Source organism: Bradyrhizobium sp. LHD-71 (assembly GCF_031157255.1).
In the GTDB taxonomy this organism is placed as follows: domain Bacteria; phylum Pseudomonadota; class Alphaproteobacteria; order Rhizobiales; family Xanthobacteraceae; genus P52-10.
On record NZ_JAVIFX010000019.1, the window covers coordinates 18,619 to 30,619 of the forward strand.

The 12,001-nt window shown below is 62.1% G+C and carries 12 protein-coding genes; 4 read left to right on the forward strand and 8 right to left on the reverse strand.

The features are described from left to right. Positions 1 to 94: 94 nt before the first annotated feature. The gene (locus RCO31_RS20730; protein WP_308970366.1) at positions 95 to 472 is read left to right on the forward strand and encodes a RidA family protein; all 378 of its coding nucleotides are present in this window, start codon (positions 95 to 97) and stop codon (positions 470 to 472) included. A 143-nt stretch (positions 473 to 615) separates the two neighbouring features. Here the strand turns inward: RCO31_RS20730 and RCO31_RS20735 are convergent, their stop codons facing one another. Then, on the reverse strand, positions 616 to 1,422 hold the full coding sequence (locus RCO31_RS20735) for an enoyl-CoA hydratase/isomerase (RefSeq protein WP_308970367.1): 807 nt from the start codon (positions 1,420 to 1,422) through the stop codon (positions 616 to 618). Between the two features lie 194 nt (positions 1,423 to 1,616). Between RCO31_RS20735 and RCO31_RS20740 the strand changes: the two genes are divergently transcribed. Then, positions 1,617 to 2,396 carry an SDR family oxidoreductase gene (locus RCO31_RS20740; protein WP_308970368.1) on the forward strand — a complete coding sequence of 260 codons (780 nt, stop codon included), beginning with the start codon at positions 1,617 to 1,619 and terminating at the stop codon, positions 2,394 to 2,396. A gap of 30 nt (positions 2,397 to 2,426) precedes the next feature. Here RCO31_RS20740 and RCO31_RS20745 read toward each other — a convergent pair whose 3' ends face one another. Further along, entirely contained in the window at positions 2,427 to 2,936 is a 510-nt protein-coding gene (locus RCO31_RS20745) for a CinA family protein (protein ID WP_308970369.1), read from the reverse strand. A 100-nt stretch (positions 2,937 to 3,036) separates the two neighbouring features. Then, a complete protein-coding gene (locus RCO31_RS20750; RefSeq protein ID WP_308970370.1) occupies positions 3,037 to 4,104 on the reverse strand; it encodes a 2-dehydropantoate 2-reductase in 1,068 nt (355 codons plus the stop codon). A 285-nt stretch (positions 4,105 to 4,389) separates the two neighbouring features. Between RCO31_RS20750 and RCO31_RS20755 the strand changes: the two genes are divergently transcribed. Then, positions 4,390 to 5,349: an IS481 family transposase gene (locus tag RCO31_RS20755; protein ID WP_308970371.1), complete on the forward strand. Its 960-nt coding sequence runs from the start codon at positions 4,390 to 4,392 to the stop codon at positions 5,347 to 5,349. Here the strand turns inward: RCO31_RS20755 and RCO31_RS20760 are convergent. After that, positions 5,346 to 6,206, reverse strand: a complete 861-nt coding sequence (locus tag RCO31_RS20760; RefSeq protein WP_308970372.1) for an SDR family NAD(P)-dependent oxidoreductase — start codon at positions 6,204 to 6,206, stop codon at positions 5,346 to 5,348. The two genes, RCO31_RS20755 and RCO31_RS20760, sit on opposite strands and share 4 nt — an antisense overlap. A gap of 21 nt (positions 6,207 to 6,227) precedes the next feature. After that, complete coding sequence (locus RCO31_RS20765; protein ID WP_308970373.1) at positions 6,228 to 7,139, reverse strand: SDR family oxidoreductase; 912 nt, start codon at positions 7,137 to 7,139, stop codon at positions 6,228 to 6,230. Positions 7,140 to 7,231: 92 nt separating this feature from the next. Here RCO31_RS20765 and RCO31_RS20770 point away from each other — a divergent pair, with 92 nt between their 5' ends. Beyond that, positions 7,232 to 8,041, forward strand: a complete 810-nt coding sequence (locus tag RCO31_RS20770; RefSeq protein WP_308970374.1) for a crotonase/enoyl-CoA hydratase family protein — start codon at positions 7,232 to 7,234, stop codon at positions 8,039 to 8,041. Between the two features lie 94 nt (positions 8,042 to 8,135). Here RCO31_RS20770 and RCO31_RS20775 read toward each other — a convergent pair whose 3' ends face one another. The 3 genes from RCO31_RS20775 to RCO31_RS20785 form a co-directional block, all read right to left on the reverse strand. Continuing rightward, positions 8,136 to 9,323 carry an alanine--glyoxylate aminotransferase family protein gene (locus RCO31_RS20775; protein WP_308970375.1) on the reverse strand — a complete coding sequence of 396 codons (1,188 nt, stop codon included), beginning with the start codon at positions 9,321 to 9,323 and terminating at the stop codon, positions 8,136 to 8,138. A gap of 552 nt (positions 9,324 to 9,875) precedes the next feature. Beyond that, entirely contained in the window at positions 9,876 to 10,796 is a 921-nt protein-coding gene (locus RCO31_RS20780) for a pirin family protein (protein ID WP_308970376.1), read from the reverse strand. A gap of 90 nt (positions 10,797 to 10,886) precedes the next feature. Further along, on the reverse strand, positions 10,887 to 11,804 hold the full coding sequence (locus RCO31_RS20785; RefSeq protein ID WP_308970377.1) for an SDR family oxidoreductase: 918 nt from the start codon (positions 11,802 to 11,804) through the stop codon (positions 10,887 to 10,889). Positions 11,805 to 12,001: the final 197 nt, after the last annotated feature.

Here is a 12,001-nt window from a genome sequence, read left to right on the forward strand (position 1 = left end):
GAATTCATCTTTCGGTTTTGTTTCCGTTTTGAGACTTTATGATGAGCGATGGTTATCTAATCCTGCAAAGGAATGAACCGAAAGGAGTAGGCCGATGGGTAGGCAGGTTGTGGGCGGCGCGGGCCAGGGTTTCAGCAACGCCATCGAGGTGAGCGGGCCGCAGCGGACGCTCTATATCGCCGGCCAGGTCGCGAGCGACGCCAGCGGCCACACCCCGGGTAATATCGAGGCGCAGTGCCATCTCGTCTGGGACAAGATCGAGAAGCTGCTGCAAGACGGACAGATGACACTGAGGGATGTCGTCAAGACGACGGTCTTCCTGACCTCGGCGGGCGACATCGAAGGCTTCCGAAAGGTGCGTACCCAGCGGCTTGGAGATCTGGCGCCGGCGTCAACGCTGGTCGTCATCACTGCGCTGGCCCGACCGGAGTTCAAGGTCGAGGTGGAGGCGATCGCCAGCAAGGACGCTTGAATCGTCATTGCCTAACTCGTCATTGCGAGCGAAGCGAAGCAATCCAGTGCAGCGGTTGCGGCAGACTCAGAGCTGGATTGCTTCGTCGCCATAGGCGAGCAAAGCGACGCCGTTCTTCGAACGGCTATGCCTCGCAATGACGGTTACCGTCCTGTGAACTTGGCCGGGCGCTTTTCCAGGAATGCGGCGACGCCTTCGCGGTGATCGTCGGCGACGCGTGCAAGCTTTTGCGTCTGCACTTCGAGGTCGAGCTGTTCTTCGAACGAGTTGTGGGGGCTTTCCCAATAGAGCCGTCGGATGTGCGACATTGCCACCGTTGGGCCGTTGGCGAGATCCTCCGCCAGCTTTCTGGTCTCGCTCGCAAGCGCCGCGTCGTCGCACACGCGGTTGATCATTCCCCACTCCAGCGCCTTCTCCGCCGGCAGACGCTCGCCGAGAAGCGACAACTCAACGGCGCGTGCTTTGCCGACGAGGCGCGGCAGCATCCACGTCGAGCCGCAATCGGGCACCAGTCCGATGCGGCGGAACGCTTGCAGGAAATACGCCGATTTCGCCGCAAGGATGACGTCGCCCATCAAAGCTATGCTCATGCCGGCGCCGGCCGCCGGGCCGTTGACCGATGTGATCAACGGGCAGTGCAGGTTGCGCAGGCGACGCAGAAACGGATGATATCCAGTTTCGAGGATCGATACTGTTGCGCCTTGCGTCTGCTCCTTTCCCTGCGCTTTTGGATCATTGCGCCCGGACAGGTTGGCGCCAGTGCAGAACGCCCGGCCTGCGCCGGTCAGTACCACGCACCGGACCTCGTCCTTCTTGCTCTCGATCGCGTTGAGCGCATCCTGCAATCCGCCGAGCATCTCGGCTGAGACGGCGTTCAAGACCTCCTGGTGGTCGAGCTTGAGCGTTGCGACCTGCGCGTCGATCTCAAGCGTGCAGTGTTTGAATGGCATCGTTTCCTCTCGTTTATGCGCCGACCCCCGGGGCGGTTCACGGAAGCATAGGGGCAAACGGCAACGGTGGCACTGGTTTGATTTTGCCGGGCCGATTGTCCATGGTGCATGGCGGGTCCAGCGAGCGAAAAGACTGCCGCTGCGCAGCACGGGATCTGAGGTTGCAGGGACGAGACAATTCCAGGGAAGAGATGATGAGCATGTTCGATCTGTCCGGCCGCGTCGCGGTCATCACCGGCGGTAATGGCGGCATCGGCCTTGGCTACGCGCGGGGGCTCGCGGCCGCCGGATGTGCGGTGTCGATCTGGGGCCGCAACGAAGCAAAGAATGCGGCGGCGCTCGAAAGCATCACCAAAGCCGGCGGCAAGGCCGAGGCGCGGGTTTGCGACGTCAGCAATCCCGCCTCCGTGAAGGAGGCAATGGCGCAGGTCATCGCCAAATATGGTCGCGTCGATGGCTGCTTCGCCAATGCCGGCATCGGCGGCGGTGGCCGCAAGCCCTTCATCGAACGCACGGAGGAGCAGTGGCGCGACATGTTCGCCACCAATCTCGACGGCGTGTTTCATGTGTTTCAGGCCGCGGCCCGCCACATGACCGAACGTGCGGCCAAGGGCGACAAGTTCGGGCGGCTGGTGGCGACGTCCAGCATGGCGTCGCTGTTCGGCACGGCACAGAACGAGCATTATGCGGCGACGAAATCGGCGATCAATGCGCTGATTCGTGCGCTCGGCGTCGAACAGGCGCGCTACGGCATCACCGCCAACGCGATCCTGCCCGGCTGGATCAAAAGCGAGATGACGGCCGGCGCGATGGCCAACGACAAGTTTGTCGGCAACGTGATGCCACGCATTCCGATGCGCCGCTTCGGCGATCCGGAGGATTTCTCAGGCATCGCCGTGTACCTGATGAGCAAGGCCTCGTCGTACCACACCGCCGACCTGTTCGTGATCGACGGCGGCTATTCGGCGTTCTGAGGGCTCGCGATGACGGCGCTGGGCGCGCCGTTACTTCTCTAGCTCCTGCAGCAAAAATCCCAGCGCCGCATTGGCGAACACGATCATGTTGTCGAGGCGGTCGCTCTTGCCGGTCTCGAGCGTCGTCGTGCGCTCGACGACGTTGAAGCCGGTCTTGCCGACGACGGCGAAGCAACTGTGGCCGGCGGCATCGCCATAGCTGTTGCCGAGCCCCTGTGCATTCGGTGGTCCGGCGGCGCCGGCCTCCGCGAGGCCCCAGGTGGTGTCAAACTGTTCGCGAATGCGATTGGCGTGGATCAGCACATAGGGCTCTGTCGACGAACGTAATCCCGGCGGCAAGCCTTCGAGGCCAAGCAGGTTGCGTCGCGCGTGGCGCGTATACACCACAGCGCCGCCCATGAAGTATTTCGAAGCGCCGGGCACCGCCAGCAATGCGGCGGAGATCAATCCGCCGGCTGAGGATTCAGCGACGGCAATCGTGTGCTTCTTCTCGAACAGCCTGGCCGCGACTTTCTCGGCGACCGGCATCAGCTCTTTCATCGGCTTGCTCCTTGATGTGAGTTGTTCTTTTTCCGCCAGCCGTCATTGTGAGCGAAACGAGGTCGTTCGTCGAACGGCTACGCTTCCCGCGGAGACGTGCTCAGCAGCTTTCGCGCAGGCTGGTCAGGTGGCTCTTGTCCGGTTTGAACTCGCCGCGCTCGACCTTCTTGACGATGTCGGTCAGCGCCGCGTTCGCAGGTGTCGCGATGCGGAGCTGTTTGCCTTTCTCGACGACAAGACCATTCATGAACTCGATTTCGGTGCGGCGACCTTTCACCATGTCCTGTCCCATCGATGGGCGATGCTCGCCGCCGCCGGGTTTGCTGATCGAATCGAGTCGATTTTCGTCGTAGATGCGCTTGGCTTTGGCGTCGCCCTCTCCGGCGCGAGCGATGATCTCGGGCTCGAGATGGAACATCTCCTCCAGCTTGTGACCGAGGCCCTGGCCGACGCGGATCGCTTCGCTGCCGAGCCGCGCCATGAACTGTCGCAGACGGTCGTCGGCGATGCAGTCGCGGCTCTTCAGCCCCGTGCAGGCGGAGACGCCGTTGCCCATCACGTTCAGCACCAGCTTGGTCCAGCGCTCGGCGGCAAGATCGTTCGTCATCAGCGCGCTGTCGGTCAGCGCCAAGAGCTCGCGGACCCGCTTCACCCGATCGGTGATCTTTCCGTCCGGCTGGCCGACGCGAAAGACGGTATGCGATTCGCCGCTTTTGCCTGCCGCGCGAAACACCTGTCCTGGTCCGGTCAGCTCCACCGTGATCGAGCTGGCAATCGAGCCGAGCGTCTTATCTTCGCCGACGATGCTCGCGATGACCGGCTCGTTGATACAGTTCTGCAGCGAGACCACGAAGCCGTCGCGCGCGAGATACGGCTGGATCATCGCCGTCGCCCACGCCGTGTCGTAGGATTTCGTGCAGACGAAGGCGATGTCGATCGGCGCCTCCTTGCTCAAGCCCTGGACATCGGTGATGTGTAGGGCGCGGACGCGTACGTCGAATGGAGCAACATCCTTCAGATGCGTTACTGTCAGGCCGTCCTTTCGCATCGCTTCGACGTGCTCGGGCCAGCCATCGACGAATGTGACGTCGTGGCCGGCCTGGACCATGTGCGCGCCGACGTAGCCGCCGACAGCGCCTGCGCCGACGATTGCAATGCGTGGTGTCATGTTCAAAACTCCTTCAACGCTAATGTCCCGAATCCGAAGTTCGCCATACTTTGCAGCGAGCTCAGAGCGAACTTCGGATTCGATCAGGACACTAGCAAGTTTATCATTCTAGTGTCGTTTGCGGATCAGAAATTCGCGCGATGGACTCGCGGCAACGATGGTGCGAATTTCTGATCCACGACACCAGTCTCTAGTGCGCTAGGTGTGAACTTTCAGGAGGTTGTCCATTCGGCCCCGGCCGTGAACGCTGATGTCGCCAAACCTCAGTGATTCGCGGAGGGCCGAATGGATACCCACCAGAATGCGCCTCTAACACCGAAAGGTCGAGAGGCGATGGTGCGTTGTGTGATCGAGGGTGGACTGAGCAATGCCTCCGCGGCGCGCCAGTTCAACACCACCCCGAAGACAGTTGCCAAATGGGTCAAACGCTTCCGCGCAGAAGGCGTTGACGGTCTGCGCGATCGCTCCTCAAGACCTCTTTCATTGCCAAGCCAAACAGCGCCAGCCACATGTGCCGCAGTTGAGGCTTTGCGTCGGCAGCGCTACACCGCCAAGCAGATCGCCCTCGAGGTCGGTGTGTCGCCGGCGACCGTCAGCCGCATCCTGCGGCGGCTCGGCTTGAACAAGCTCAGTGCCCTGGAACCGGCTGAGCCAGTTCGACGGTATGAGCGTGAGAATCCGGGCGAACTCATTCACATCGATATCAAGAAGCTCGGCCGGATCGGCTCGGTGGGACATCGCATCACCGGCCGATATCCTGGCGCGGTTAACCGCCATCAGGGCATCGGTTGGGAGTTCGTCCATGTCTGCATCGACGATGCCTCGCGCGTCGCTTTCGTGCGGATCATGGCCAACCAACGCAAGGAGAGCGCTGTCGCCTTTCTTGAGGCCGCCATTGCCTACTATGCAAAGCTCGGCATCCACATCGAGCGTGTGATGACCGACAATGGCTCGTGCTACCGGTCAAAGGCTTTCCGAGCCGCCTGCAAACGTCTCGGACTTCGGCAGATCTTCACCAAGCCATATACACCCAAAACCAATGGCAAGGCCGAGCGCTTCATCCAAACCGCGCTTCGCGAATGGGCTTACGCGCGAGCCTACCAAAACTCGGATCAGCGAACCGCCGAGCTGTCCAGCTGGCTCCATCGCTACAACTGGCATCGGCCGCATGGTAGCTTGAAGGCCAAAACACCGATCAGTCGCCTCGGTCTTTCCGAGGACAACCTGTTGAGGTTCCACAGCTAGCTCTTCATGAAAGCGTCAAACGCTGCCTTAGTCGGAGCGTGCCACCGTGACAACGCCGGTCGGTTCTTGATCAGGTCATCGACCGCCCACTGCATTCGTCGTTCGTCCATCAGTCGCGTCACGTCATTGTCCGGGCAAAGAATGTAGAAATCACCGCGCACGATGCCGTCCAGCATGAAGTCGATAACCTGCTCGGGCGTCCAGGCTCCGCCCGGCTTCTGCGCGGCGCCGGTGATGCCGGTATAGGTGAACCCTGGGATCAGCAGGTGTGCACGCACCTGACATTTTTCGATACTGCGTAGTTCATGTGCAAGCTGCTCGGACAGCGCCCTCACGCCGGCCTTGGAAACGTTGTAGCCGGGATTCCCGGGTGGATTGGTGATTCCTTGCTTCGATCCGGTGTTAACGATCAACGCAGGTGCGTCCTGTGCGATCATGTCCCCGACAAAGGCCTGCAGGCTGTTGATCACACCCCAGAGATTGACCTCAAGAAGCTTGCGCCAGTTGTCAGCGTCGCCCCACGATGTCGTCTTCATCGAGATGCCGGCGTTGTTCATTAAGACCGACACACGCCCGAAAGCCGCGAATGCTGCCTGCCTCAGATTCTGCACGTCCTCGGGTTTGCTTACATCAGTCGGCACCGCAAGTACTGCATCGTCGCGCCCGGCCAGGGCCGTGACTTCGGCCCGAGCGGCATCCATCTTCGGTCCCGGCAGGTCGGCAAGACAGACATGCATGCCTGCACGCGCAAAGCGCTTTGCGGCCGCAAGGCCGATGCCGCTGGCGGCGCCGGTGATGACGGCCGTGCCGCCCCGCGCGAACGCCGGATGAGCTTCAATGCTGTTGTTGTCTGGCACGGCAGGTTCTCCAGAGGCTGTTCAGGTGCGTTGGGCCCTGTCCTTCTTGTTCTGCGCTTCGATCTGGTCGCGGGCCCTCTGCCAGTCGGCATCGCTCCAGTTGCGCAGCTCGTAGAAGCCCGCGCCGGTGGCGAGCGCCTGCGCGCCATCGAGCGCTATGGTTTCGCCATTGATCCAGTCGCAGCCGCCGGAGATCAGGAACGTTGCGAGATTCTCCAGCTCTTCCATGGTGCCGACACGGCCCATCGGATTGACGCGCTTTGTGCGCGCGCCGGGTTCCTCGCCGGGGTTGAGGCGTTTGCTCATGCCTTCGGTCGGAATTTCGCCGGGCGCGATCGCGTTCAGGCGAATGCCGTAGCGCCCCCACTCGGTCGCGAGCGACATCGTCATGGCGTGAACCGCAGCCTTGCTCATGGCGGACGGAACGACGAACGGGCTGCCGTTGCGCACCCAGGTGGTAACGATGGAGACGACGTTGCCGCGGTGCTGTCCGGCGATCCAGCGCTTGCCCACCGCCTGCGTCACATAGAACGTGCCGTGCATGACGATATTGGCGATGGCGTCGAAGCCGCGCGGTGAAAGGTCCTGTGTGCGGGAAATGAAATTGCCCGCGGCGTTGTTGACGAGATCGGTGAGCGGGCCGTGGTTTTGAAAGATCTGCCCGACCATGTGGTCGACCGCCGCAGCGTCGCGGATATCGAGGCCGTGGCTGACGACCTTGCCGCCAGAGGCGAGCGAAGCGACGCCGTTCTTCGAACCGCTATGCAAACGATTCAGCTCGGCGGCGGTCTCGTCGCAGACCTGCTTGCGCCGGCCGCAGATATGCACCTCCGCGCCAAGTCTCAGGAAGCGCGTGGTCATCGCCTTGCCGAGGCCGGTGCCGCCGCCGGTGACGAGAATGCGTCTGCCCTCGAGTAGGCCATCCGCGAACATGGGCGTCTCCTCGGTTCAATTGGTTGATTGACTAAATCGCACCGAGGCCTTTCTGTGAAGGGTCAAAGTTTCAAGAACCGGGGAGACGATCCATGGAAGATCGAATCAAGGTATCGATATCGGATGGCGTCGCCGATGTCCGGCTGGTGCGGGCCGACAAGATGAACGCATTGGATGCAGCGATGTTCAATGCGCTGGTCGATACGTCGGAGCGCCTCGCGCGTGAAAAGGGGCTGCGCGCGGTCGTACTTTCCGGCGAAGGCCGCGCGTTCTGCGCAGGGCTCGACATGGGGCGTTTTGCGGCCATGAGTAGCGGCGAAGCGGTCGGGCCGACCGCGGGAAGCGAACGGGATCTCGCGGCGCGTGTTTACGGCAAGACCAATCACGCGCAACAGGCGGTGTGGGGCTGGCGGCAGCTGCCCGTGCCGGTGATTGCCGCGGTTCATGGCGTGGCATTCGGCGGCGGCTTTCAACTGGCGCTCGGCGCCGACATGCGCTTCCTCGCGCCGGACGCGCGGATGTCGATCATGGAAATCAAGTGGGGTCTGGTGCCCGACATGGCCGGCACACCGATCCTGCCCCACCTGGTGCGCGACGATGTGCTGCGCGACCTGACCTTCACGGGGCGGATTTTTTCCGCGCAGGAGGCGCTGGGCTGGGGACTTGCGACCCGCATTTGCGACGACCCGCGCGCAGAGGCGCTGGACGCCGCGCGCGAAATCGCCGGCAAGAACCCTGATGCCATGCGGGCCGCAAAGCGGATGCTGAATGATCTGATGGGCGATCCAGCTCCCGCGCTGCTCGCCGAATCGCTGGAGCAGAAGAAGCTGATCGGCCAACCGAACCAGCGCGAGGCCGTGCAGGCGAACCTGGAGAAACGCGCGCCGAAGTTTGCGGATTGAGTGAGGGACGGCGCGTCTATTTCTGACTCTCGCCATTGCGAGGCATAGCCGTTCGAAGAACGGCGTCGCCTCGCTTCATTCGCAATGACAAGCCCTACGCCGCTACGCTTGCCCCGAGGGATTTGATCGCAGCTTCGGTGCCGCCTGCGCCATGCGGAATGTCGAGTGCGTTCAGCGCCACCTCGGCGACGCCCAGTGTTCCGAGGACCATCGGCGCGTTGACGTGGCCCATGTGGGCGATGCGGAACGCCTTGCCGGTAAGATCGCCGATGCCCGCGCCGATCACCACGCCGCATTTCGTGTTGCAGAACTCCCGGAAGGCTGTGAGCTGCTTCGGGTCCTTCATCAACACGGTCGTGACCGTATTGGAGCGCTCGTCCGCTTCCTCGATGTTGAAGGTCAGTGCCTGGCCTTCCGACCACTTGCCAACCGCCGCACGCACCGCGTCCGCAAGCAGCTTGTGGCGTGCGAACACGTTGTCCAGCTTTTCCTCGAACAGCATGTTCAAGGCCTGGCGCAGTCCGAACATCAGGTGCATCGGGGCCGTGCCAGCATATCTGTTGTAGTGCATCTCGCCGTCGCGCGACGTCCAGTCCCAGTAGGGCGTGCGCAGTCCCGCGTTTTTGTGCACCTCGCGGGCGCGATCGTTGGCCGCGGCGAAGCCGAGGCCTGGCGGCGTCATCAAGCCCTTCTGTGATCCTGCCACGGCGACATCGACGCCCCATGCGTCCATCTCGAACGGTACGCAGCCGAGGGAGGCGACCACATCGACCATGAACAGCGCCTTGTGGTTGGCCGCTTTGATGGCCTTGCCGATCGCTTCGATGTCGTTGCCGACGCCGGACGCCGTGTCCACCTGCGTGACGAGGATCGCCTTGATCTCGCCCTTGGTGTCCTTCTTCAGCCGCGCCTCGACCTCATCGGCGCGTACTGCGCGCCGCCAGCCGGCATTGAGCGTCTCGACCTCGACGCCAAGACGTGCGGCGAAGTCGCCCCAGCCCGCTGCGAACCGTCCGCTTTCCAATACGAGGATCTTGTCGCCGCGTGAGAGCACGTTGGTCAGGGCGCCTTCCCAGGCGCCGTGGCCGTTGGAGATGTAAATATACGCACGGCCCTTGGTGCCGAACAGCATCGGCAGGTCGCGCATCAAGCTGTCGGTGATGCCGAGCAGTTCGCCGGAGTAGATGTCGATCGCCGGGCGGTGCATCGCGCTCAGCACTTCGTCGGGAATAACGGTGGGGCCGGGAATTGCCAGAAACTGTCGGCCCGCTCGAACGGTCATTGCCTGCTTCCTTTTGAATCTTCTTGCCCTGCCAGCGCGCGCATTCCGCAAAGGTTGGGACGGGGGATCGGGAGCGTCAGAAACACCGAACTAGTGCTCCGTTTCCGAAGTTCGCATCACTTTGCCGCACACTCCACATGCGAACTTCGGAAACATAAGGAGCACTAGCAACTTTATGATTCTAGTGCGGTTTTTTTGAATTCGAAATTCCTGCGATGAGATTGCCGCGAGGTTGGCAGGAATTTCGAATTCACCGCACTAGTGTCGTGGATCAGAAATTCGCACCATCGTTGCCGCGAGTCCATCGTGCGAATTTCTGATCCATAAACGACACTAGAATCATCAACTTGCTAGTGTCCTGATCGAATCCGAAGTTCGATCCGAGATCGCTGCAAAGTATAGCGAACTTCGGATTTCGGGACACTGGTCTTGCGATTGAAAATACGCGCAAGATCAGTGCGCATACTCGCACGCTTGCGCGTTCTGTCAAAGCGCGCAGGCACGCAAAAAACTAATCGAAAACACGCTTTTGCCTGATTGCGCGAGGTGTAGTTAGCGTTCCGGTAACGGGATGAACTCGGTCTCGTCGGGGACCCTGGCGAAACGGCCGGTCTTCCAGTCCTGTTTCGCCTGCTCGATCCTTTCCTGGCTCGAGGAGACGAAATTCCACCAGATATGCCGTGGACCTTCGAGCGCGGCCCCGCCGAGGAACATCATGCGCGCAGTCTGGATCGCGCGCACGGTGATGCGATCGCCGGGACGGAAGATCAGCAGCCGTGGAGCCTCGAATGTTTCGCCGGCGATATCGACCGAGCCCTCGACGAGATAGATCGCGCGCTCCTCATGGTCGGCGTCGAGCGGCGCGCTCATGCCAGCTGCGAGTGAGACTTCCACGTAGAACCAGTCGGACACCATCTCGACCGGCGATGACGCCCCAAAGGCCTTGCCCGCGATCACGCGCGCATTCAGGCCGTTGTCGGCGACGGTCGGCAGCCGATCCGCGGCATAGTGCTGGAACGACGGCGCGATCTCTTCCTTGCCTTTCGGCAGCGCGATCCAGCTTTGCAGACCCAGCATGTGCTGGCCGTCGCGGCGTGGCGCGTCCGGCGTGCGCTCCGAATGGGCAATGCCGCGTCCGGCCGTCATCAGGTTCATCGCGCCTGGCATGATCTCCTGGATGTGCCCCTCACTGTCGCGATGCATGATGCGGCCGTCGAACAGGTAGGTCACCGTCGCAAGGCCGATATGCGGATGTGGACGCACGTCCATGCCGCGGCCGGCCAGAAACTGCACCGGACCAAAGTGATCGAAGAAGATGAACGGACCGACCATCTGTCGCTTGCCGTGCGGCAGCGCTCTGCGGACGCGAAAGCCGTCACCAAGGTCGCGGGTGCGCGGCACGATGACGAGGTCCAGCGCGTCGCAGGACTTCGCATCGCCGAGGACGGGATCAGCGGAAGGTTGCCAGCTCATCGATTTACTCCGAGGTGGCCGGACATCGCCGTTCGAGAAGACGTCGCCATGCCCGGCCGTTCCCCTATTTAGGCGCTCACAGCGCCAAGACTAGATCGCGTCCCAATTGAAGACGTCGGCCGAACGGTCGAGCGGATAGAACGACGACTTCATGGCCGGCATGCCGTGCTGGGCGAGCGATTCGACCGTCCAGCCTTCGGCCCGGTGAACCGAGCGCAGCGGACGCGACTGGCTCATCAGGAAGACTTCGTTCATCCGCACCGCGAAGATCTGCCCGGTGACGTCCTTGGCTGCATCGCTGAGCAGATAGGCGGCCACCGGTGCGATCTTCTCCGGTCCCATTTGCTGAATCTTGGCGACCCGCGCCTGCTCTTCCGGCGTTTCGGTCGGGATCGTGCCGATCAAACGGCTCCAGGCGAACGGCGAGATGCAGTTGGAGCGCACGTTGAAGCGCTGCATGTCGAGCGCGATTGATTTCGACAGGCCGACGATGCCGAGCTTCGCCGCAGCGTAGTTCGCCTGGCCGAAATTGCCGACGAGGCCGGACGTCGAGGTGAAGTGCACGAACGAGCCGCTCTGCTGCTCACGAAAGAGCCTTGCCGCCGCATGCGCCACATAGAACGATCCCATCAGGTGCACCTTGATCACCTGCTCGAATGCATCGACGCTCATGCGGTGGAAGATCGCATCGCGCAGGATGCCCGCGTTGTTGACGACGCCGTCGAGTCGCCCGAACTTGTCGACCGCCATCTGCACGATCTTGCTCGCCGGAATAGCCTCCGCAACCGTTTCGAAATTTGCGACTGCGCTGCCGCCGCGCTTTGCGATCTCCTGCACCACCTCCTCGGCGGGCGCGGCGCTTTCACCGGAGCCGTCGGCAGCGACGCCGGGATCGTTGACGACCACCTTCGCGCCTTCAGCCGCGCACAGCAGCGCGATCTCACGGCCGATGCCGCGGCCGGCGCCGGTGACGATGATGACTTTTCCTTCGAGTGATTTGCCGGCCATGTGTTCTTCGTCCTGTTTTTGAGTGTCTTGCTCGTCCAGCTCCGGCAACACTTGCCTGCTGGCCCACACGCCTATTGACCGGCTCCCGGCGCTTCGCGCAACGCGAACTTTCTGCGGAAATTCACCCTTTTGTTTCAATGGCATGACACGCCTTGACGTCGTTATTGCGGCGCACCATATCTCGCTCATCTAGGGAT